The 21139-nt window shown below is 70.4% G+C and carries 22 protein-coding genes; 11 read left to right on the forward strand and 11 right to left on the reverse strand.

Annotated elements, in window-relative coordinates; all coding sequences use genetic code 11:
- Positions 1–3 precede the first annotated feature (3 nt).
- Complete coding sequence (locus ACIBHX_RS23790) at positions 4–360, forward strand: FGGY family carbohydrate kinase (protein ID WP_397069384.1); 357 nt, start codon at positions 4–6, stop codon at positions 358–360.
- A gap of 9 nt (positions 361–369) precedes the next feature.
- On the opposite strand, the gene ACIBHX_RS23795 is transcribed toward ACIBHX_RS23790, so the two are convergent.
- Positions 370–987: a TetR/AcrR family transcriptional regulator gene (locus tag ACIBHX_RS23795; protein ID WP_397069385.1), complete on the reverse strand. Its 618-nt coding sequence runs from the start codon at positions 985–987 to the stop codon at positions 370–372.
- Positions 988–1119: 132 nt separating this feature from the next.
- Here ACIBHX_RS23795 and ACIBHX_RS23800 point away from each other — a divergent pair, with 132 nt between their 5' ends.
- From ACIBHX_RS23800 to ACIBHX_RS23815, 4 genes are all read left to right on the forward strand, one after another.
- Positions 1120–4275 (forward strand): bifunctional cytochrome P450/NADPH--P450 reductase, encoded by a 3156-nt coding sequence (locus tag ACIBHX_RS23800; protein ID WP_397069387.1) that lies wholly within the window; start codon positions 1120–1122, stop codon positions 4273–4275.
- 141 nt (positions 4276–4416) lie between these two features.
- A complete protein-coding gene (locus tag ACIBHX_RS23805; RefSeq protein WP_397069388.1) occupies positions 4417–4869 on the forward strand; it encodes a hypothetical protein in 453 nt (150 codons plus the stop codon).
- Between the two features lie 75 nt (positions 4870–4944).
- The gene (locus ACIBHX_RS23810; protein ID WP_397069389.1) at positions 4945–5319 is read left to right on the forward strand and encodes a hypothetical protein; all 375 of its coding nucleotides are present in this window, start codon (positions 4945–4947) and stop codon (positions 5317–5319) included.
- The gene (locus ACIBHX_RS23815) at positions 5316–6152 is read left to right on the forward strand and encodes a hypothetical protein (RefSeq protein ID WP_397069390.1); all 837 of its coding nucleotides are present in this window, start codon (positions 5316–5318) and stop codon (positions 6150–6152) included. The genes ACIBHX_RS23810 and ACIBHX_RS23815 overlap by 4 nt, the downstream gene beginning before the upstream one ends.
- A gap of 240 nt (positions 6153–6392) precedes the next feature.
- Here the strand turns inward: ACIBHX_RS23815 and ACIBHX_RS23820 are convergent, their stop codons facing one another.
- The 4 genes from ACIBHX_RS23820 to ACIBHX_RS23835 form a co-directional block, all read right to left on the reverse strand.
- Positions 6393–7391, reverse strand: coding sequence for a M48 family metalloprotease (locus tag ACIBHX_RS23820; protein WP_397069392.1), 999 nt, complete (start codon positions 7389–7391; stop codon positions 6393–6395).
- 3 nt (positions 7392–7394) lie between these two features.
- On the reverse strand, positions 7395–7907 hold the full coding sequence (locus tag ACIBHX_RS23825; protein ID WP_397069393.1) for a BlaI/MecI/CopY family transcriptional regulator: 513 nt from the start codon (positions 7905–7907) through the stop codon (positions 7395–7397).
- Positions 7908–7970: 63 nt separating this feature from the next.
- On the reverse strand, positions 7971–9203 hold the full coding sequence (locus ACIBHX_RS23830; protein ID WP_397069394.1) for a hypothetical protein: 1233 nt from the start codon (positions 9201–9203) through the stop codon (positions 7971–7973).
- A gap of 186 nt (positions 9204–9389) precedes the next feature.
- Positions 9390–9824, reverse strand: a complete 435-nt coding sequence (locus ACIBHX_RS23835; protein WP_397069395.1) for a hypothetical protein — start codon at positions 9822–9824, stop codon at positions 9390–9392.
- A 91-nt stretch (positions 9825–9915) separates the two neighbouring features.
- Between ACIBHX_RS23835 and ACIBHX_RS23840 the strand changes: the two genes are divergently transcribed.
- From ACIBHX_RS23840 to ACIBHX_RS23850, 3 genes are all read left to right on the forward strand, one after another.
- Positions 9916–10596: a response regulator transcription factor gene (locus ACIBHX_RS23840; protein WP_397069396.1), complete on the forward strand. Its 681-nt coding sequence runs from the start codon at positions 9916–9918 to the stop codon at positions 10594–10596.
- Complete coding sequence (locus ACIBHX_RS23845; RefSeq protein WP_397069397.1) at positions 10593–11858, forward strand: ATP-binding protein; 1266 nt, start codon at positions 10593–10595, stop codon at positions 11856–11858. The genes ACIBHX_RS23840 and ACIBHX_RS23845 overlap by 4 nt, the downstream gene beginning before the upstream one ends.
- A gap of 88 nt (positions 11859–11946) precedes the next feature.
- Complete coding sequence (locus tag ACIBHX_RS23850) at positions 11947–12336, forward strand: hypothetical protein (RefSeq protein ID WP_397069398.1); 390 nt, start codon at positions 11947–11949, stop codon at positions 12334–12336.
- Positions 12337–12435: 99 nt separating this feature from the next.
- Here ACIBHX_RS23850 and ACIBHX_RS23855 read toward each other — a convergent pair whose 3' ends face one another.
- The 4 genes from ACIBHX_RS23855 to ACIBHX_RS23870 are packed head-to-tail and all read right to left on the reverse strand — an operon-like array spanning position 12436 to position 16806.
- Positions 12436–14952 (reverse strand): FtsX-like permease family protein, encoded by a 2517-nt coding sequence (locus tag ACIBHX_RS23855; RefSeq protein WP_397069399.1) that lies wholly within the window; start codon positions 14950–14952, stop codon positions 12436–12438.
- Positions 14946–15578, reverse strand: coding sequence for an ABC transporter ATP-binding protein (locus ACIBHX_RS23860; protein ID WP_397069400.1), 633 nt, complete (start codon positions 15576–15578; stop codon positions 14946–14948). Before ACIBHX_RS23860 ends, ACIBHX_RS23855 begins: the two co-directional genes overlap by 7 nt.
- Positions 15575–16237, reverse strand: a complete 663-nt coding sequence (locus tag ACIBHX_RS23865) for an ABC transporter ATP-binding protein (protein WP_397069401.1) — start codon at positions 16235–16237, stop codon at positions 15575–15577. The genes ACIBHX_RS23860 and ACIBHX_RS23865 overlap by 4 nt, the downstream gene beginning before the upstream one ends.
- Complete coding sequence (locus tag ACIBHX_RS23870; RefSeq protein WP_397069402.1) at positions 16225–16806, reverse strand: hypothetical protein; 582 nt, start codon at positions 16804–16806, stop codon at positions 16225–16227. The genes ACIBHX_RS23865 and ACIBHX_RS23870 overlap by 13 nt, the downstream gene beginning before the upstream one ends.
- A gap of 89 nt (positions 16807–16895) precedes the next feature.
- Here ACIBHX_RS23870 and ACIBHX_RS23875 point away from each other — a divergent pair, with 89 nt between their 5' ends.
- Complete coding sequence (locus ACIBHX_RS23875) at positions 16896–18188, forward strand: ATP-binding protein (RefSeq protein WP_397069403.1); 1293 nt, start codon at positions 16896–16898, stop codon at positions 18186–18188.
- On the opposite strand, the gene ACIBHX_RS23880 is transcribed toward ACIBHX_RS23875, so the two are convergent.
- On the reverse strand, positions 18176–18859 hold the full coding sequence (locus ACIBHX_RS23880; protein WP_397069404.1) for a response regulator transcription factor: 684 nt from the start codon (positions 18857–18859) through the stop codon (positions 18176–18178). The genes ACIBHX_RS23875 and ACIBHX_RS23880 overlap by 13 nt on opposite strands.
- A 229-nt stretch (positions 18860–19088) precedes the next feature.
- Positions 19089–20030: a LysR family transcriptional regulator gene (locus tag ACIBHX_RS23885; protein WP_397069405.1), complete on the reverse strand. Its 942-nt coding sequence runs from the start codon at positions 20028–20030 to the stop codon at positions 19089–19091.
- A gap of 104 nt (positions 20031–20134) precedes the next feature.
- On the opposite strand from ACIBHX_RS23885, the gene ACIBHX_RS23890 reads away from it, so the two are divergent.
- Both ACIBHX_RS23890 and ACIBHX_RS23895 read left to right on the forward strand, forming a co-directional pair.
- Positions 20135–20872 (forward strand): SDR family NAD(P)-dependent oxidoreductase, encoded by a 738-nt coding sequence (locus ACIBHX_RS23890; RefSeq protein ID WP_397069407.1) that lies wholly within the window; start codon positions 20135–20137, stop codon positions 20870–20872.
- Positions 20873–20925: 53 nt separating this feature from the next.
- A complete protein-coding gene (locus tag ACIBHX_RS23895; RefSeq protein ID WP_397069408.1) occupies positions 20926–21132 on the forward strand; it encodes a 4-oxalocrotonate tautomerase family protein in 207 nt (68 codons plus the stop codon).
- The last annotated feature ends 7 nt before the right edge of the window (positions 21133–21139 follow it).

Raw genomic sequence — 21139 nt, forward strand, 5'->3', positions numbered from 1 at the left:
GCCGTGGCCTTCGAGCTGGGCTCCACGTCGCATCACCTGGCAGCGCGTCCCTGTCCCGACGGGCCTGTGCAGGATCCCGAGCGCCTCGCGGCAGCCGTACGGGAGGCCCTGGCCGAATGCGCCGCCGCGTGCGCTGACGGGCAGGTGCTCGCGATCGCGGTGAGTACGGCGATGCACGGCCTGCTCGCCCTCGACGCCGGGAAACGCCCGCTCACCCCGCTGCTGACCTGGGCCGACGATCGGGCGGCCGAGCAGGCCTGGTGGCTGCACACCTCGGGCCTGGGGCGTGCTCCCGACCTGGCGGCGGCTCCGACGATGTTCTCCCCCACCTGGCTCGTCGGCGAGCCGGTGGTGGTCTAAGCGGTACCGCTAAAGATCAGGTAGTGGCTTGGCGGCGATCGTGTGAGCCTCGCCCGCCTCGAGTCCGAGCATGAGCAGGAGCCGCTCTGCGAGATCGTCCCAGGCATCTTCGCCGACGGACTCGGGAGCGGTCAGGGACAGGTGCAGCAGGGCCAGTACGGATCCGACCGTGACGGCCAGGCCGACGTGCGGGGCAGTGGGAGTGAAGCGCCCGGTTTCAGCCCCCTCTGCGAGAATCCTCTGCACCCGTTCCGGAAGGCCGGCCCCGGAGCTGAAGTACGACAGACCGTACCGGTCGAGAACCCGGACGAGCTGGGAATCGGTCCTGATCAGCCGTACGGCGAAGCGGACAGACGTCGCGAACGCCTCGGCCGGGTCGTCGATCCCCCGCCGGAGCCGGTCGAGGATCTGGCCGACCTCTTCGAGGGCGTCGTCGATGGCGGCACGGAAGAGCTCGGCCTTGCTCGCGAAATGGTTGTAGAACGAGCCGAATCCGACGTCAGCGAGCTCGGTGATCTCCTGGATGCTCGCCTGTGGCGTGCCGTCGGCGTCCGCGAGCAGCGCGCGGGCAGCGACGAGAAGCCTGCCGCGGGTCTCCGCCTTGCGCCGCTCCAACCGCGAACTCATGAACACGAGTGTAGCGTCACAAAAGTGATTAAAGCATCAGCTTTAGGCAAGGTCGCAGGTTTCTGATGAAATCATCACATAGCCTGTGAGCATCCCTTCAAGTCAGGTGCACGAAACGCGAGGAGGCCTCTCATGGCCACACATGACGCGATCCCACAGCCAAAGCCTCACGCGCTGCTGGGAAACCTGCCCGACACGGACCAGGAGAACCCGATCCGGGGCTTCATGCGACTGGCCCGCGAGCATGGCCCGATCTTCAAGCTCGAACTGCTGGGCAACACCGTGATCCAGGTGAGCAGCCAGGAGCTCGTCACGGAGCTGTGTGACGAGAGCCGGTTCGAGAAGAAGCTGCACAGCTCTCTGGTCCAGGTGCGCGACTTCGCCGGCGATGGCCTGTTCACCGCCGAGACCGCGGAACGGAACTGGGAGAAGGCCCATCGCATCCTGATGCCCGCGTTCGGGCCCGCCGCGCTGCGCTCGATGTTCGACGGCATGGCCGACATCGCCGAGCAACTCCTGCTCAAGTGGGAGCGCCAGGGCGAGAGCCATGTGATCGACGTCGCGGACAACTGCACCCGGTTGACGCTCGACACGATCTCGCTGTGCGCCTTCAGCTACCGGTTCAACAGCTTCTACACCGACAAGATGCACCCGTTCGTCACCTCGATGGCGGACGCGCTCACCAAATCCGGGGAGCGCACCCGGCGGCTGCCGCTGCAGAACAGGCTGATGCTGCTGACCCGCCGGCAATACGAAGAGGACAAGAGCGTCATGTACGCGATCGCCGACGAGCTCATCGCCGAGCGGCGCCGCAACCCCTCACCGGAGGGCAGTCACGACATCCTCGACACGATGCTCCACGCCACTGATCCCGAGACCGGCGAACCGCTCGACGACGAGAACGTCCGCTACCAGATGGTCACCTTCCTCATCGCGGGTCACGAGACCACCAGCGGGTTGCTCACCTTCGCCCTGTACGAGCTGCTGCGCAACCCCGACGCGCTGGCCAAGGCCCATGAGGAAGTCGACCGCGTCCTCGGCGACCGGGCGCCGCGCTACGAGGACCTCGCCAGGCTGGGCTACCTCGACCAGGTGCTCAAGGAGACGCTCCGGCTGTGGCCGACCGCTCCCGCCTTCGCGGTGAGACCGCTGGAACCGGAGACCACCATCGGCGGGCGCTACCGGGTGACCCGAGATGACACCCTCCTGGTGCTGACCCCGATGCTGCACCGCGACCCAGCCGTTTGGGAGGACCCGGAGCGATTCGACCCGGACCGCTTCTCCTTCGACAACGCCCAGAAGCTGCCACCCGACGCGTGGAAGCCGTTCGGCAACGGCGTCCGCTCGTGCATCGGCCGTGGCTTCGCCCTGCAGGAGGCCCAGCTACTCCTGGCGATGCTGCTGCAGCGCTTCGACCTGTACGCGGCCGATCCGGACTACCAGCTGAAGATCCACCAGACGCTGACCATCAAGCCCGAGGGGTTCCGCATCCGCGTCCGCCGCAGGCCGGTCACGATCACCGCGAGGCCTGCCGTACAGCAGCCGGAGCGGCCACAGGCCGAGCCTGCCCTCCCCACCGCGAACGGCATCCCCTTCCGCGTCCTGTACGGCTCGAACGCCGGCACGTCCGAGGCGTTCGCGCAGCGCATCGCGGGCGACGCCCGCCGGCGCGGCTACACCGTGGAGCTCGGCATGCTCGACAGCGCCACCGGCGACCTGCGCCCCGAAGGCGCCGTGGTGATAGTCACCGCCTCCTACGAAGGGCTACCACCCGACAACGCCCGAAATTTCGTGACCTGGACGGAGAACCTGCCCTCGCTGGCCGGCGTGAAGTACGCGGTGTTCGGGTGCGGCAACAAGGACTGGGCCCGCACCTACCAGCGCATCCCCACCCTCATCGACGAACGCCTGGCCATCGCCGGAGCCCAGCGCCTGGTCGAACGCGGCGAAGCCAACGCCCGTGGCGACTTCTTCGGCGACTTCGACGACTGGTACGAACACTTCTGGGAGAAGATCAGCGCCGAGTTCGGCCAGACCCACGCGGACCCCGCGATCTCGTCCCAGCTGGAGGTCTCCTTCACCGGCGCCGTGCGCGACCCGTTGTTGCGCACCAACGACCTGCAGCTCGGCACGGTCGTCGCCAACCACGAGCTCGTCGACCTGTCCCAACCGAACGCCCGGTCCAAGCGCCACCTCGAGATCGCCCTGCCTGCCGGCGCCACCTACCGGACGGGCGACTACCTCGCGGTGCTGCCACTCAACCCTGCCGCGACGGTCGACCGAGTGCTGTCCCGGTTCGACCTCGCCTACGACGCGCAGGCCGTACTCACCGCCGCTGGACCGACGTTCCTGCCCACCGACCGGCCCATCGCCGTAGGCGAGCTACTGGCCGGTTACGTCGAACTCGCCCAGCCCGCCGGGCGACGCCAGATCGCGCAGCTGGCCGATGCCACCCCCTGCCCGCCGGAGAAGACGGCGCTGCTGAGGCTGATCGCCGACGACGAGACCTACACCGCCGAGGTGCTCGACCGCCGGGCCAGCCTGCTTGACCTACTGGAGCGCTTCCCCTCGGTGCAGCTGCCGTTCGCGACCTACCTACAGATGCTCACCCCGCTGACGCCGCGGCAGTACTCCATATCCTCCTCGCCGTTGTGGAGCGAGGATCACGTCACCCTGACCGTCGCCGTCCTGTCCGCACCCGCGCTGTCCGGATCCGGGATGTACGAGGGCGCCGCCTCGACGTACCTCGCGAGCGCTCGCCCCGGCGCCAAGGTGGCCGTCACCGTCCGCCCGTCCAACGTGGCCTTCCACCCGCCGGAGTCGCTGGCGACGCCGGTCGTCATGGTCTGCGCCGGCTCCGGCGTCGCACCGTTCCGCGGCTTCGTCCAGGATCGTGCCCTGCGCGCCGCGGCCGAGGGCGTCACTCCCGCGCCCACCCTGCTGTTCTTCGGTTGCGACGCCCGCGGCACCGACCTGTTGTACGCCGACGAGTACGCCCAGTGGGACTCGGTCGTGTCACTGCGGCCCGCCTTCTCCGAACAGCCGGAGGGCGAGGTCCGCTTCGTCCAGGACCGTCTGTGGGCCGACCGCGCTGACGTGATCGATCTCGTACGGCAGGGCGCCACGTTCTACGTCTGCGGCGACGGACGCCGGATGGCTCCGGCCGTCTACGACACGTGCCTGCGCATCTACCGCGAAGCCACCGGCGCCACCGCCCAACAGGCCGAAGCCTGGCTGGCCGACATGGAACGCAACCACAGCCGCTACGTCACCGACGTCTTCGCCTGAAACGCGTGCCGATCAATCATCCAGCCAGATCAAGCTACGTGCTGGCACTCCTTCAGTACACGCGCGCGTCGCTCGACAACGATGGACAGGCCTTGCGAAACCGAAGCGACAAGCTTGATCGCTTCTCGGCAGAATGCGGACATGTCCACCGAAGTAGGCGGGATGATCGAGTGCAGACCCTGGGCCTATCTCTGGGAAGGAGACGAGGAGCACAAGGAACGGCAAGCCGCCATCGATCTCTATCTCTTGAACATCGGCAACGCGTATGACGCACTCGCCTGCCTGTTCGGCGTCCGCAACTCCTTCGGGTTCCAGCCGCTGACCGAGGGGCGCGGCCTACCTGAGGACGCCTCCGACGGACTACGGGACGTGTTCAACGCTTCGGGCGGCCCAGAGGACGTATGGGGAACGACGTGGATCAGCTGGGCCGAACTGGCCACCGCCAACTGGGACGAAACCGACCGGTCCGGCACACTCAGCAGAAGTTCTGCCGCCGGCCCACAGACCCATTGGGCACCGGTTTGGGATGTGATGAGGACGCTTGCCGGGCTGCATGGCGCGGAACAAGTGCGGCTCGTCGTCTGGTTCGACTAGGCGCCGGACAGTCGTGCTCGCGCAGCCGGACCCGTTCGGTGTCGAATGTCGGTCTTGTGCGGTTGAATGCCAGCCGTGACTGTGCATGACTTGGCCGCCCGTTTCCCTGATGTTGCTGACCTGCGCCAACGCAGCAAGGCCATGGCAATGCTGGACGCCATCCTGACCGACGACTTCCCCTGCTTCCGCTACGACGCCCACTGGGGCGAGGGGCAGGAGATGGCGTCGATGAACAACGGCTCCGGGGATGGGTACTCAATCGTCTTCACTGCCGAGGGCTCCTACCAGGAGTACGCCGCCGAGTATTTCGAGGTCGATCTTCCGCTGGCGGCGATCGAACACCTCTACGCGCTGCGCCCGCTGACCGCCGAGATCGTCGCCCAGCTCAACCCCGCACGTGCGCTGGAGGATCTCCAGGAGGCCATCGACGAGATCGGCTACCCGCGGTGACCACGGACCTGACGGCTCTGGCGCGCAGCAGGCGCGTCGCCGACCGCGTCGCCGCGGCAGCCGATCCCGCTGCTGCGGCCGAGCTGGTCGTACGGCTCGCCTCCGACCCTTCGCCTGCAGTACGGCGGGCCGCGGCGACCTCCGGTTTCCCCGAGGTATTGGCGATGCTGGCCACCGATCCCGACCGCAAGACCCGCCAGGCGGTGGTCACCAACCCGGCCTGCCCGGCACCCATTCTCGCGGTCTTGATCCGTGACCCGCACTGGTCGGTGCGGTGGGAGGTGCCCGATCATCCCAACCTCGACAGCGAGGTCATCGATGCCATCCGCACCTCGCCGGATGCGTCCCTACGACAGCTGCTGGCCGAGCGTTCCGGCCTGGAGGTCGTGGTTCAGCGCAGCCTGCTGGCCGATCCGGCTCCGGCCGTGCGGGCGGCTCTGGCTCACCGTACCCAGGAGCCTGCCATCCTGGACGCCTTGGTCGGCGACCCCGATGCCGAGGTCAGAGCAGCGACCACGGATAACCCGCTGCTCACAGCCGAACAACGGCACCGCCTCGTCGGCGATCCCCGCGCTAACGTCCGTGCCGCGCTCACCATGAACACCCTCTTGTCGGAGGACGAGCTGGAACAGTTGGCCCGTGACCGTTCGGTCGTGGTCCGCTGGTGGCTGGCCACCTCTCCTGCGACCCCGGATCACGTCCGGGAGCGGCTGCTGTCCGATCCTGACGAGGGGGTCACCACACAGGCGGCAGCCATGCTCCACCAGCCGCAGACGGACAAGGCCTCCTATCGGCAGCATCTCGCGGCCCCGGTGCGCGGCTCGTGGCCCTGATGCGATAGCCGACCTTGCCAGGCACGGGTTATTGCAGTCCAGCGTGGTTGAGGAAGTCGTCGATCCAGCGCGCCGTCGTGCCGGCATACGCGAGCGGCCCGCTCGCTGTCATCCTGACCGGCGCCAACCGCAACGACGTCACCCAGCTCATCCCACTACTGCAGGCCATCCCCAAAGGTGCGCGGCAAGCGTGGCTCCCGCCAGCGGCCGGACGAGGTCATACAGGCGCGAAGCCGTATGTCAGCATCCACGAGGAGGATTTGGCACCGTACAGGCTGGGGGCATCGCGGCTTGGTCGAGGCGGTCGTCCAGTTGGTCCACTGCTGCCGACGCGCCCACGAGCGTGATCGTGGTCAGCAGAAGCAGTCCCACGGCGATTGCGCGGCGCGGGCGCGGGGCCGGTGCCAGTAGGGCGGCCGCGCGCTGGGCGACCTGCCCGTCGGTCGCCGCCAGGCTGACGGGTGAAACGCCAGTGGGCCCGTGGCCGGGGTCGTCGGTATCGCCCGCGACGCGAAGCGCGGCCGCCTTCGCGAGGGCCGCCCGGGCCAGAGCGCGGGCAACCAGGTGACGGCTGCCGACCTCGCGTGCCGCGGCCTCGTCGGCGGCACGCTCGACCGCGAACCACACCGCCTGGGCGGTGGGGCGCAGCAGGGGATTGGCCGCGGAGGCGAGCTGCGCCAGCTGGACGTATACGTGGTGCCGGCCGGACACGTGAGCCGCCTCGTGGGCGAACACGACACGGCGTTCGTCACCGTCGAGAGCGCTCAACAGGGCGGATGTCACGACGACACGCGCAGGGGACCCGGGCAGAGCAGGCAGAGTGTAGGCATCCGGTATGGCGTCAGGAACGATGACGACCCCGTCGGGTCCCGGCACCAGTCGGCGGGCCGTTCCTGCGGCTCTGACCAGGTCGCGAACGACCCGCACGGTCGTGTTCAGACCTGCGGCGAGCAGCACCGCGGCGCATATCCCGGCCACCGCCTCGGCCGCCACCGGCCACGGCTGCTCGTGGCCGAGTCGACCCACGGACCAGCTCCCGAGCAGCGCCACCTCCGGCACCTGCGCGAACGACAGGAACCCCAGCGTCGTCAGCACCGTCCCGGTGCCCAGGGCCACGACCACCATCGCGATCGGCACCAACCGGGCGGCGGCCCACGGCGGCAGGGTTCGCGCGATCCATGGACCGAGAAGGCCGAGCACGAGATTCGCCACCAGCGGTGACCACACCAGCCACGCCACCACTCACTCGCCAGCCTGCGCCGGGCGGTCGTCCGCTTCCTGGTTCGGCGTACGTTGGACAGCCCCGCCGGCTTGGCGGCCTGCTTCGAAGTCGCGCAGCAGCTCAGCGAGCAGTCGCTCATCCTCGGGACCCAGGTCGGCGATGAAATGGGTCAACACGCCGGCCCGGTCGCTACCCGTCCCGAGGAGCCGACGCATCTGCGCGGCCACGGCGATCGATCGCGCCGCCTCGGCATCGGACGCGATCCGGTAGGCGTACGCGCGGCCGGAAGGCTCCCGCTCGGTCAGCCCTCTCTTGTGCAGCCGCGCAAGAGTGGTCATGACGGTGGTATAGGCGAGTTCTCCGCCCATCCGGGTCAGAACCTCACCGGGGGTCAGCGGCCGATCGGACGCAGTCAGGCAGTCGAGGATTTCCTGCTCGAGGGCGCCAGGGGGACGCCGCCCCGACGTTCGTCGCCGAGGTTCTTCCCTCGGCTGCCGCGGTTGCGACTCGGTCATCCATAACCCCCGGGACATCTACTACAGACCTCAAGCGTAGGATGCCTCACCGTCGACGGTGACGTCGAGCTGTGGTGCGGTTCAGCCCTGCTGGTGGTTCAGGGTCTTTTCGAGGGTTCGCAGCGCCGTGGCGCATTGTGCCTGGGTCGGGTGGTCGGCGCGCAGCGCGGTCAGCGCCCCGTCGATCGCGTCGTCCAAGGCGTGCCAGTCATCGGGGGAACGGGGCTTGAGGCCGGCTTCCGCGGCATCCCAGGCCACTTCGAGGTCCTTGATCCGAGCTTTCGCGCCGGCGAGGTCGCCCTTGGCCGTCCGCGCGTTGACGTCGTCGATGATGAGCGCGAACGAGGACAGGTCCCCGAGCTTGGCTGACGCCACATGCCGCGCCTTCGGGGCCGCCGGGTCCTTCGCTGCCGTCCCGGAGGAGTCGGCGGCCACGGTCGAGCCGGGAGGCTGGTCGGCGGCGCCGGCCGACATCCAGCCGCCGATCCCGACGACGGCGACGACGCCTGCGGCGGCCCACATCAGGTCCGCCGGCCGTCCCAGGCTCGCCCCACCCGACTTGCGTCCGGCATGTGCGCCTGTACGGCGGGCCATGGTCGCGGCCACCTGCTCGCGGGCGACGAGCACCACGATGACGGCGAAGAACAGCACGCTGGTCCGGGTCGCGCCCAGGCCGAGACCGCCGAGCGAGTGGTCCTGGGTGAGCAGGTCACCGATCGCGGCGCCCAGTGGGCGGGTCAGGATGTAGGCGGCCCAGAACGCGGGCACCTGCCAGGCCTCGACCCGCCACAGCACCAGCGTGACGAGGAAGGCGCCGCCGAACAGCAGCGCACCGTTGCGGAACCCGAGACTCAACGCCTCGGTGGCCAGGTCACCGGCGGCGGTGCCCAGCGCGAAGGTGGTCAGGATGGCACCCCAGTAGAACGCCTCTCGCCGGGGCGTGTTGATCGCGGTGATCGACAGGGTCATCTCCTGCCGGTACCAGACAGTGAAGACCACGGCCAGGAGCACCGCGAACAGCGTCGTGCTCACGTAGAGACTGACCCCGAGGGTGTCGGTGAGGAAGTCGGTGATCTGAGTCCCCGAGATGCTCACCAGTACCACGCACAGCCAGTAGATCCATGGCGTGTAGCGGCGGGAGGATGCCTGCAGCACCAGCGCCGCTGCCAGGACGACGAACACCAGACCATCGGTCACCACCGGGCCGAGCCCGACATTGACCGTCAGGTAGTCCGCGAACGTCTCCCCCACGGTCGTCGACAGGATCTTGATGACCCAGAAGGTCGCGGTGACCAGGGGCACCTTGCTCGTCATCTGCCGCAGCCGAGGTGGGGCAGTCGTGGACACCATGCGCACGCTCCAGACAGGGAAAGGGGACGTCGTCGCCGGCAAGGTCCGCGGGTACGGCACCCGACGAGAACCGATCGAGGTTAGATACTACTCACACGAATAGTAGCAAGTAGCAGAAGGCTCGAATCCGCTCGGTCGCTGCGGCCGGTCCTAGTCGACGACTGTGGTGTCGGTGTGCAGCTCGGGCTGGCCGTCGCCGCAGGTGATCCACACCTTGATCCTGCCGTTCTCCGACTCGAACTCCACCGACGCCGACGCGCCGGGACCCCGCTCCACCTCGTCGGCCGCGTATCCCTGGGCGGGGCTCCACGAGTGCAGGGTGGCCCGGTCGCCGTCGCATCCGCCGACGACCGTGCCGCCGGAGGTGACGAAGACCCGTCCGGCGCCCGCGGTGGCCGGCGAGGACGGCTGGGGCGCCGTGGTGGCGGTGGCAAGCGCCTGGGACACCTGGACCTGGCTCATCGGCGTGACCACGTGCCTGCTCAGCCCCTGTCCAAGGAGGGAGATCGCCCACGTGCTCGTCACGGTGGTGAGCGCGGCCACGGCCAGCCAGCCGAGCACGCCGAGGGTCGAGCGGCGTTTCACACCCATCACCCTGTCACCTCCACGCCTAACGCTTCCCTAAACGGCCCCTAACACGGACTGAACGCCCAGCTCATGCTATTAACGTGACAGCGTGGCCCAGCTTCTGCTCATCGAGGACGACCCCACGGTACGCGCCGCGCTGATGCGCACGCTGGCCGAGCGCGGCCACGCCCTCACCTCCGCGGCCACCGGGATGAACGGCCTGCGCATGGCCGTCGACGAGCGCCCCGACCTGGTCATCCTCGACCTCGGGCTGCCCGACCTGGACGGGTACGAGGTGATCCGCATGCTGCGCGCGGTCAGCTCGGTGCCGCTGATCGTGGCCACCGCCCGCGACGACGAGGACGAGATCGCCCGCGTCCTGGACGCCGGCGCCGACGACTACCTGGTCAAGCCCTTCCGCGCGGTGCAGTTGGAGGCCCGCGTCCGGGCGGTGCTGCGCCGCCAGCGCGGCGAGGAGGACGACCTGGCGCCGATCGCCGTCGGCGAGCTGCGCCTCGACCCACGCAGCCGCGAGGTCACCCTGTCCGGCGCGCCGCTCGACCTGCGGCCCAAGGAGTTCGACCTGCTCTACTACCTCGCCGTCCGCCGCGGCCAGGTCGTCAGCAAGCGTGAGCTGCTCACCCAGGTCTGGCAGACCCCGTACGGCGGGGCCGACAAGACCGTCGACGTCCACCTGTCGTGGCTGCGCAACAAGCTCGGCGAGTCCGCCCAGGAGCCGCGCTACATCAGGGCGGTGCGCGGCGTGGGCGTCAAGCTGGTCGAGCCATGAGGCGCCGCCTGCTGGTCCTGGTCGCCTCCACGGTCTCGCTGGCGCTGGTGGCCTTCCTCATCCCGTTGGCGTTGCTGGCCCAGACACTGGCCGCCGACAGGGCCACGGCCGACGCCCTGGTCCGCGCGCAGTCGCTGGTGCCCCTGGTGTCGGCCGACAGCCCCGAGAGCCTGCGGCTGGCCGTACAGCAGGCCAACAGCGAGAACGGCGGCCCGCTGACGATCTTCCTGCCGGGCGGGACGGCGGTGGGCGCTCCGGCGGCCGAGTCGGACGCGGTGAAGCTGGCCTTCACGGGCCGCAGCCTGACCGCGCAGGCTGCGGGCGGCCGGGAGATCGTCGTGTCGGTCCAGGGCCGTACGGCGGGCACCGCGGTCATCCGCACGTTCGTCAGCGACGCCGATCTGACCAGGGGCGTCGGCAGGGCCTGGCTGATCCTCGGCCTGATCGGCGTCGGGCTGCTGGCGATCGCGCTGGTGGTCGCCGACCGGCTGGGCCGCTCCCAGGTGCGCCTGATCGCCGGTCTGGCGGGCGTCTCGCACCAGCTCGCCGCGGGTGACCTGACCGCGCGGGCGCCCACCGAGGGGCCGCATGAGCTGCGCGAGGTGGCAGGGGCGCTGAACCATCTGGCCGACCGGATCCGCGTGCTGCTGGCCGAGGAGCGCGAGGCGGTGGCCGACCTGTCGCACCAGCTGCGCACCCCACTGACCACGCTGCGCCTGGAGACGGACGCGCTGCCGTCGTCCGAGCAGGCCGAGCGGGTCGGCACCGCGGTCGAGTCGATGGAGCGCATGGTCACCCAGGTGATCAAGGAGGCCCGCCGTTCCCGGCACGACCGGCCGGGCCGCAGCGACGCCACCGCGATCGTCGCCGAGCGGGTCGAGCACTGGGCGATGCTGGCCCGCGACCAGGACAGGCCCGTACGCACCGACCTGCCGCACGCACCGCTGCCCGTCTCCCTGTCCGACGAGGCGCTGACGACCTGCGTGGACGCCCTGCTGGAGAACGTGTTCGCGCACACGCCCGAAGGGACCGCCTTCCGGGTGGAGCTGCGCCCTGGCCAGGACGGCGGCGCCGTACTGACTGTGTCAGACGAGGGGCCCGGCTACGCGCACGCCGACCCGGCGGCGCGCGGGATCAGCGGCGGCTCGTCCACCGGGCTCGGCCTGGACATCGTCCGCCGCGCCGCCGAGCGCTCCGGCGGCTCTCTCACGCTGGCCGCCTCGCCCTCCGGGGGCGCCCGAGCGGTCGCGGTGTTCCGTTAACCCCGCGTTAGGGATCCCGCAGGGTCGCGCTATCGCCGCCCCCGGCAGCCTCGAGGTGATGACAACCCCCTCACACCGGAGGATTCGCATGCGCAAGCCCATCATTGTCGCCGGCCTGGCCGCGGCCGCCACGCTCGTCGTGGGTGGCGGCGCCGCCTATGCCGTGGCACAGAACGGCGCCCCCACGCCGACCAGCTCCCCCACGATCTCGCAGCAGCAGGCGGATCAGACCAAGCTCGACAAGGTGGACAAGGGCCAGGACGAGAAGGAGGGCCAGGAGACCGGCACCAAGGAGGAAGCCGGACAGGAAGAGGCCGGCAAGGACGACGACGCCGGCAAGGAGGACGCCGGCCAGGACGAGAACGCCCAGGAGGACGGCGGCAAGGAGGACGGCGGCAAGGACGCCACCGCCCAGGGCAGCGGCGGCGAGCAGGCCGACAGCCATGGCGACGCGTCCGGCGAGAACGAGAACGACTGACGGACCACCTGGTCACGGCCGTCGCCGTGGGCCTGGCCGCGCGCACGCCCGGCTGGACCGCGGCCGACGGCGACCTCGAGTGCGAGCGGCTGCTGGCCGTCATAGGTCGCGAAGCACGGTCAGCGGAGGCCGCGCCGCGGCTTTGACGGCGACGGCACCGGCCACGAGCAGCGCGCCCATCCCCAGGATCGCGACCAGGCCGAGGTAGACCCACGGGATGGCCAGGGCGTCGGGCGGCGGGTCGAACACGCCGCTGAGCACCGCGACCAGCATCCGCGACAGCGCCCACCCGCAGAGCGCGCCCAGCACCACCGCCAGCAGCCCGACCAGGGCCACCTCGGTCCAGATGAACGATCCCACCTGGCGCTTGTTCGCCCCGAGCACAGTGGCCAGCGCGTAGGTCCTGCGCCGCTCGGTGAAGCCGAGCACCAGCAGCAGCCCGGTGGCCAGCCCGGCCAGGGCCAGCGCGTAGGCCAGCTCGATCGTGGTCAGCCCGGACAGGTCCACCGCGGTGAGGCTGGAGCCGACCACCTGCCTGGCCGTCTCCACGTCGGTGACCTTCGCGGTGGGCCCGACGGCGCCGCGGACCGCCGCGGCGACCTGGTGCGGCGGCGTGCCGTCCGTAGTGATCAGGTACGTGGTGTCGGTGGGCGCTTGCGCTGCCAGGTAGGAGGCGTTGGCCACCAGGAAGCTGTCGCGGGGCGCCGTGGGGAACTCGGTGACGATCCCCTGGTAGTGGAAGGGGATGATCTTCCCGTTCTCGGTGCGCAGCCGGATGAGGTCGCCGAGGTGGAGCTGGAAATCGTTGACCGTCTCCTGGCTGACCAGCAGCGCGTCGGACTGCTTGGCGAGCCGGTCGAGGATCTGGCGGGCCGTGCCGCCGACGAAATACGTGTCGTGCAGCTCCGTGGTCGTCGGCCGGATGCCGTACAGGTCCTGCAGGTCGGAGCCCACGTAGGCGAAGCGGTGCTGCAGCGGCTCGACTCGCGCCACGCCGGGCACCTGGGCGAGCCGTGACGGCGGCGCGCTCGTCTGGGTGACGGTGACGTCGGCGCCGTTGGTCAGCTGGGCGTCGACCTGGGCCTGCTGCCGGTAGGTGCTGTCGAACACCGAGGTCGACAGGGCGAAGGCGACCGCGAGCGCCGCCAGTGTGGCGGTACGCGCGAGCGGCGCCCGCTGCCTGGACAGCATCGCCGCCACCATGCCCGACATGCGCCCGGACAGCGGCCTGGACAGCCAGGAGATCCACCGGGTGGGGAGCACGCGGGCGATGCGCCAGATGAGCAGCCCACTGCCCGTCCACAGCAGCGCGGGGCCGGCGAAGGCCCAGTAGTCGACCGACAGCTGCGGCAGCCCCTCGGGCACCAGGACGAGCTGGTAGCCGCTCCGCGCGGTGATCCAGAACACCACCGCGGAGCCCGCGAGCAGCCACAGGTCAAGCCCGTAGCGCAGCCAGGCGGGCGAGCGTTCCGGCCTGCCGACGGTGCGCCTGGCCCGCATGACGGTCGTGACGGGGCCCAGCGTGCTTGTCGCCGCGACCAGCAGGCCGATGACGGCGGCCCACCACGACACGGCCGCGGAACCGAACATCACCTTGCCCGCCAGTGCCGCCACGCCCAAGCCGACGAGGGTGCCCACGACGGCGACCAGCATCGACTCCGACAACGCCAGGCGGATCAGCGAAGCGCGGGAGATTCCCCTGGTGCGCAGCAGCGCCTGCTCGAAGGCTCGCCGCTGCGCGCCCGTGCGCATGACCAGCGAGGTGAGCAGGATCGCCAGCACCACGCCCGGCACGCCCAGGAACAGGAACAGCACCTGCGAATACAGGGCGTCCTCGCGGGCGGCGCCGAGCGCCGCGCCCAGGTTGTCGCCGACCAGCCCGGTGCCGGCCAGCCGCTCTTCCAGGTTGCGCGCCTGGCCGGTGACCTGCGTGTAAGCCTCGGCGGGGTCAGCGGGCAGCCGGTGGTCGATCCGCACGTGGTACTGCGTGCGGACCCGGTCCTTGGCCACCAGCGACTGCCAGTCGGCCGCGGGAAGGATCAGCACGTTGTCCGGCGGCGCCGCGGGCTGCGCGCCCGTTGGGGCGCCCACCCGCTGGAACAGCGAATCGGCCTGCGGCAGCTCCACGACCCCCGCCACCTTCACCTGCGCGTCGCGCAGCCCAGGCCGGTGGACGGTCACGGTCGATCCCGGTACGGCATGCAGGTTCGCGGCCGTCTGCTGGGCCAGCAGCGGCCCCGTGGCCGACCCGGCGAGCAGCCGCATCTCGCCGGGGAAGACGGAGGCGTAGTCGGCGGGCAACCCGAGCACCTGGCCGGGGCCGGTCGTCAGCACCTGCCCCGCCTGGTTGGCCTCGAATCCGCTGACCCTGGCGAAGTCCACCTTCCGCGACACGCCGGGCATCGGCGCCGACAGGGTCTCGCCGGGTTGCACCTCGACCTGCCAGTCGACCGCCACCCTCTGCACGGAGCGGGCGGTCATACTGGCCTTGGCCGAGGCCAGGAAGGCGCCGAGGGCGGCAGGCAGCGCCACCGCCAGCGCGATTCCGGCCGCGGCCGCCGCCAGCCGGCCCGTCCGGCGGGCGAGCAGGCCGCGCAGCCACGCGGGAATCAGCATGCCAGGGCCCCATCTCTCATCGTCCAGTTCTCCGGCAGCCGCGCGGCGACCTCCGGATCGTGGGTGGCGATCGCCAGGGCCGCGTTCAGCCTGGTGGCCACGCCGACCAGCAGGTCGATCACGCGGATCGCCATGGCGGAGTCGAGCTGCGCGGTGGGCTCGTCGGCGATGATGAGCCGGGGCGAGCTGGCCAGCACCCTGGCCACGGCCACCCGCTGAGCCTGTCCGCCCGACAGTTCCTCCGGCAACGACTCAGCCAGGTCGGCCAGGTCGATGGTGGCCAGCGCGATCAGCGCCTGCTGCCTGGCCTCCGGCTCGCGCAGGCCGGCGATGACCAGCGGCAGCGCGACGTTCTCCACGACGTCGAGCGATGGCACCAGGCTGGGTCCCTGGAAGACGACGCCGATCCGGCCGTCGAGCCCGGGCCAGGTGATCGTGCCCGAGGTGGGGCTGTCCAGCCGGGCCAGCAGATGCAACAGCGTGGTCTTGCCCGAGCCGGACGGCCCGGTGATGGCCACCTGGTCGCCCGCGCCGAGCGCGCAGGTCACGCCGTGCACGGCGACCACCGCGCCGACGCCGCGCCCGTAGGTGCGGGCCACGTCCCGGCAGGTCACGAGCTCGTTCACAGCGTCCGCCCGTCCTTCAACTCCACCACCCTGTCGGCCAGGCGGCGTACCGCCCGGCTGTGGGAGGCGATCACGACCGCGGTGTGCTCGCCCGCCTGCTCGCGGATCAGCCGCAGCACCGGCGCCTCTGTCTGTTCGTCCAGCTCACCTGTCGGCTCGTCGGCCAGCAGCAGCGCCGGACGGTTGGCCAGCGCGACAGCCAGCCCGGCGCGGGCCGCCTCGCCGCCGGACAGCTGGCTCGGCCAAGCCCGTTCCCGCTTGGTCAGGCCCAGCGCGTCCAGGATGGACCGCTGCCAGGCGACGTCGCGCCGGCCGGTCAACCGCTGGACGAAGTCGACGTTGCCCCCGACGGTCAGATGCTCGATCAGGTTGCCGCTCTGGAACAGGACTCCGACCAGCCGGGCCCGCAGCGCCGCCTTCTCGGCCTCGGGACGGTGGCTGATGCGCTGCCCGTCCACCCTGACCATGCCGCCATCGGGGTCGTCCAGCCCGGCCAGGCAGGCAAGCAGCGTGGACTTGCCCGCGCCAGACGGGCCGCTGACGGCGATGACCTCGCCCGCCTGCACGTGCAGTGACACGCCGCGCAGCGCCCTGGTTTCCTCCTCGCCCGCCCGATAGAAGCGGTACAGCTCCTCGGCCTCGAGGATCACGAGGTCCACCGGAAGGAGTCGGAGACCGTCCGCCACGGGTCCACGTTGTCGGCGCCAACCGGCCCGCTCAGCGTCAGCACGACCTCGTGGCCGTTGCGGTAGAAGACGTAGCGCTCGATCTCGTCCCTGACGACCTTGCCCGTGACCGGGTCGGGCTGGCTGTCGGCCCGGTAGACCACACGGATGGCCTTGCCGCCCTGCCTGCTCACCATGCCGACCTTGCGGATCTCCCCCTTCACCTGCGTCTTGACCGAGGCCTCCGTCGGCGCGGCGGCGGCCTGCGCCGCCTCGACGCGGACCGTGTTCAGCTTGTCAGTGAAGCTCGCCCCGGTGGGCAGGTCCGTGCGGGCCCATCCCTCGGGAACCTTCAGCTGGTACGGCTGGCCAGGATGCCGATATGCCACGAAAACCGTGTTGTCCGGAATATCGCCTGGCGGGTTGGATTCCGTTGGTTGCGGGTCCGGTGTGGTGGCCTGGACGACCGTCTGCGCGTGCGTGGTGGCCGGCGGTGGGCTGCCGGCGCAACCGGCCAGCAGGCCTACGATGCCGAGTCCCAGGATCTTCTGCCGTGCTCCCATACCGCAAACACTAGAAAACCCCTGGTCAGCGGCACCCTAGAAGCAGGTTAGACCGCTTCTTACCTGCCATCTGCGACTCTGGAGATGTGGTGCGCGAAGGGACGCCGCTACGGCGCCGGATGGTCACGGCCATCCTCTGCGGCACGGTGCTGGCCGTGGCGCTCTTCGGCGTGCCCCTGGCCTACGCGGTCAACCTGCTCTTCCGTAACGAGGCGGTGACCGGGCTGCAGCGCGACGCCGGCTGGATCGCCGCCACGATCCCCGACGACGCCGCGCCCGATTCGGGGGTGCCGCTCAAGCTGCCCGCCGACTTCTCCGACGAGCTGACCGTCGGCGTGTACACCACTGCGGGCGCCCGGGTGGCGGGGGCGGGTCCCGCCGTGTCCCGTGTCAGCGCGGCCAGCAGGGACGGGCGCACGCACGAGGCGGTCCAGGACGAGTACCTGGCGGTGTCGGCGCCGGTTCCTTCCGACAGCGGGATCGCGCTGGTGGTGCGGGTGGCCATGCCGTACCAGGTCATCGAGGATCGCGTGCACCGGGCGTGGCTGATCATGGCGGCGCTCGGGCTGGCCGCGGTCGGGGTGTCGGCGGTGCTGGGCGTGCGGCAGTCGGCGCGGCTGGCCGTACCCCTGGAGCGGCTGACCGGGGCGGCACGGGCACTGGGCGGCGGTGACTTCAGCATCAGGCACACGCACTCGGGGCTGCGCGAAGCCGACGAGGCGGGCCAAGCTCTGGAGGCTACGGCCCGGCGGCTGGGTGACGTGGTGGCGCGCGAGCGGAGCTTCAGCTCCGACGTGTCGCACCAGCTCCGCACCGGGCTGGCCGGGCAGTTGCTCGGCCTGGACAAGGCGCTGGCACAGCCTGGCGCCGATCTCGCGCCAGCTGTACGCACGGCCATCCAGCGCGGTGAAGAACTACAGCAGGTGATCGACGACCTGGTCCGGCTCAACCGCGGCACGCCAGAGGAGCCGCTGGACCTGCCCGCGGTCATGGAGGAGGTGCGCGGCACCTGGCACGGGCCGCTGGCCGAGCGGGGGCGGCGGCTGTCGATCTCGATCGAGCCAGGGCTGGACCCGGTCACCGCGCGGCCCGCCGCGGTCCGCCAAGTCCTGAGCGTCCTGATGGACAACGCGATGCGGCACGGCCGGGGCGCGGTGGACGTCGCCGTGTCGAGCGTCGGGCCCGGGGTGGCCATCGATATCAGCGACCACGGCCCGGGGATGCCGGACACCGACGACCCGTTCATCCGCAACGGCGAGCGCGGGCACGGCATCGGGCTGGCGCTGGCCCGCTCACTGGCCGAGGCCGAGGGCGGGCGGCTGGTACTCAAGCGCGCCAAGCCGGCCCTGTTCAGCCTGCTGCTGCCCGGTCAGCGCTCGTAGCGGTAGCCGTGGCCGCGGACCGTGGCGATCCGCTGCAGGTCCTGGCCGTATTCCATCAACCGGCGGCGCAGCGCGAACACGTGCACGTCGAGGGTCTTGGTCGAGCCCATCCAGTTCTCGTCCCAGACCACGTCCATGATCTCCTCGCGGGTGACGACCTCGCCCGCCCGTGAAGCCAGCAGCGACAGCAGGTCGAACTCCTTGGGCCGCAGCGGCACCTCCACCTCGCCCAGGTAGACGCGGCGGGCCGCCATGTCCATGCGCAGGTCGCCGACCGTGAGCACCCGGTCATCCAGGATCGCGGACTGCCGCCGCAGGTGGGCGCGGACCCTGGCCAGCAGCTCCACCAGCCGGAACGGCTTGGTGAGGTAGTCGTCGGCGCCGGCGTCCAGCGCCACCACAACCTCGAACTCCTCGGTCCTGGCGGTCAGAACGACAATCACGGTCTCCGGCGTGGTCAGGCGCAGCCTGCGGCACAGCGCCACGCCGTCCACGTCGGGCAGCCCCAGGTCGAGCAGCGTCAGATCGGGAGGCAGCTGCTCGGCCCGCTCCAGGGCCGCGCGGCCGGTCTCGGCCAGGAACGCCTCGTAGCCGTTCGCCGACAGCGCCTCTGCCAGTTCCGAGCCGATGACCCGGTCGTCCTCCACGACCAGCACGCGAAAGCCCGTCATACCCCGATCGTAGGACGCTCCCGCCGCCGACTCCGGTCCGGTTCTCGAGTAGCCGCTCATACAGGCTCTACTCCCCCGGCTGGAAGGTCACCCCGACAAAGAAGAAGGTCGTCGGGGTGACTTTCGACCCCTGCAGCAACTCCCCGGACCAGCCCATGGGCTACGGCATGCTCGGCCTCGGCCATCTCCGGCCGATCAGGCCTCCGTCCGTGCGCCGCCCTCGGGCCGTTCAGGCCTGTGTCGGTGCGGGCTCGGGGCGGTCGGGTGTGTCCTGGCGAAGCTGGCGGGTCAGCTCCCGGGCGAAGGCCGCGACGTGCGGCGGCTGGGTGCCGGGGCGGGTGGCGCAGTACCAGACCCGGGTCTGCGGCCTGGCCCCGACCTGCACCAGGCTGATGTGGTGCGAGGTCACGTAGGGGGCGGCGACCCAGCTGGGCAGGATGGTCACTCCCTCTCCACCGGCGACCATCTCGATCAGCAGGTCGGTGATGACCGGCATCGTGGTGACGCGGGCGGGCCGGGCGCCGTGCGGGATGGGCAGGGGCGTGGCGGGGATCCGGTTCTGGTCATAGATGTCGTAGAGGATGAGATGGGCGTCGTCGAAGTCACGCGCGGTGACATGGCGGCGATGCGCCCAGGGGTGCCGGTCCGCGACGACGGCCACCATCTCGTCCTCGAACAGGCGGGTCAGCTGGACGCGATCCATCTGACGGTCGAGCTTGGTGACCAACGCGACATCGACCAGGTCCTCGACCAGGGCGGAGATGGGCTCGTCACCGGGGACCGACTCGATCCGCACCTCGGCTTCCGGCTGCTGCTCGCGGAAGCCGCGGATGACGGGGGGCAACCACTGGAACGTGGTGCTGCACTGCGAGGTGAAGCGCACCCGACGGTCGCGACCGTCGCGGATCTCCCGCACATCGCGCGTGGCGGCGCGCAGCTCGGTCAGGACCTGGCGTGACGCGACCAGCATCCGCCGCCCCGCGGGATTCGGCACCAGCCTGCGCCCCTGCCGCTCGAACAGCCGCACGCCCAGCCTCTCCTCCAGCTTGGTGAGGCGCTGGCTCAGGGCGGGCTGGCTCACGTAGAGACGTTCGGCGGCGGCCGTCAGTGTGCCGCTGTCCGCCAGGGCGTCCAGCAGCTCGAGATCGCGCAGATCCACGTCCAGGTCCATAAGCTCAGCTTATCATTATGCCCATAACTTCGTCTTGGACGAATGGGTTTCTCGGGCCGTACGGTCCTGGTGTCAGGTCAGGAACACCACTCAGGAGGACCACCGTGTCCAGCAGAAACAGCACCGTCATCGTCACCGGATCGTCCAGCGGCATGGGCCTCGACATCGCCCGCGCGTTCCTGGAGCGAGGCGCCAACATCGTGCTCAACGGCCGCGACCCCGACAGGCTCGCCAAGGCGGCCGCCCTGCTCGGCTCCTCGGAGCGGCTGGCCGCGGTGGCCGGGGACATCGGGGCCAGGGCCACCGGCGAGGCGCTGGTCGCCGCGGCCGTCGAGCGGTTCGGCGGGGTGGACGTCCTGGTCAACAACGCGGGCGCCTTCGCGCCGAAGCCGTTCGTGGATGTCACCGAGGAAGAGCTGGACGGCTTCTTGACCGCCAACCTCAAGGGCACGTACCTCACCACGCAGGCCGTCGTACGTCGGATGATCGCCCAGGGCGGCGGATCCATCGTCAACATCGGCACCGTCCTCGTCGACCACGCCATGGCGGGATACGCCGCCTCCGCTCCCCTGGTGAGCAAGGGCGGGGTGCACGCGCTGACCACGAGCCTGGCCGCCGAGCTGGCCGGCCACGGCATCCGGGTCAACCTCGTGGCGCCCGGAGTCATCAGGACGCCGCTGCACAGCGCTTCCGAGGTGGACTCCTACGGCGGTATCGCCCTGCTGAACCGGGTCGGCGAGGTCGAGGAGACCACCGCCGCGGTGCTCTATCTCGCCGAGGCGGCGTTCACCACGGGACACATCCTGCGCGTCGACGGCGGCTACGTGACCGGCCGCGCCTGAAGACCGATCGCCCCATCATTCGACCCGTTCATGCGACAAGGAAGGACTGAGCCGTGCCGTACGTCAATGTGAAGATCACCCGTGAGGGCGCGACGCCCGAGCAGAAGGCGGAGATCATCAAGGGGGTCACCCAGCTGCTGGTGGACGTGCTCGACAAGGATCCCGCCACGACGTTCGTCGTGGTCGACGAGGTCGAACTGGAGGACTGGGGCGTCGGCGGTGTGCCGGTGACGGAGTACCGGCACAGGCAGCGCTCCTGATCCAGGA

Origin of the sequence: Nonomuraea sp. NPDC050536, from assembly GCF_044457685.1 — a bacterium.
Lineage (GTDB): Bacteria > Actinomycetota > Actinomycetes > Streptosporangiales > Streptosporangiaceae > Nonomuraea.

Excerpts from the sequence above, each read along its gene's own strand:
- ACIBHX_RS23795 (WP_397069385.1), bottom strand. The coding sequence starts at position 987 with ATGAGTTCGCGGTTGGAGCGGCGCAAGGCGGAGACCCGCGGCAGGCTT.
- ACIBHX_RS23800 (WP_397069387.1), top strand. The coding sequence starts at position 1,120 with ATGGCCACACATGACGCGATCCCACAGCCAAAGCCTCACGCGCTGCTG.
- ACIBHX_RS23805 (WP_397069388.1), top strand. The coding sequence starts at position 4,417 with ATGTCCACCGAAGTAGGCGGGATGATCGAGTGCAGACCCTGGGCCTAT.
- ACIBHX_RS23825 (WP_397069393.1), bottom strand. The coding sequence starts at position 7,907 with ATGTCCCGGGGGTTATGGATGACCGAGTCGCAACCGCGGCAGCCGAGG.
- ACIBHX_RS23830 (WP_397069394.1), bottom strand. The coding sequence starts at position 9,203 with ATGACGAGCAAGGTGCCCCTGGTCACCGCGACCTTCTGGGTCATCAAG.
- ACIBHX_RS23845 (WP_397069397.1), top strand. The coding sequence starts at position 10,593 with ATGAGGCGCCGCCTGCTGGTCCTGGTCGCCTCCACGGTCTCGCTGGCG.
- ACIBHX_RS23850 (WP_397069398.1), top strand. The coding sequence starts at position 11,947 with ATGCGCAAGCCCATCATTGTCGCCGGCCTGGCCGCGGCCGCCACGCTC.
- ACIBHX_RS23855 (WP_397069399.1), bottom strand. The coding sequence starts at position 14,952 with ATGCTGATTCCCGCGTGGCTGCGCGGCCTGCTCGCCCGCCGGACGGGC.
- ACIBHX_RS23870 (WP_397069402.1), bottom strand. The coding sequence starts at position 16,806 with ATGGGAGCACGGCAGAAGATCCTGGGACTCGGCATCGTAGGCCTGCTG.
- ACIBHX_RS23880 (WP_397069404.1), bottom strand. The coding sequence starts at position 18,859 with ATGACGGGCTTTCGCGTGCTGGTCGTGGAGGACGACCGGGTCATCGGC.
- ACIBHX_RS23885 (WP_397069405.1), bottom strand. The coding sequence starts at position 20,030 with ATGGACCTGGACGTGGATCTGCGCGATCTCGAGCTGCTGGACGCCCTG.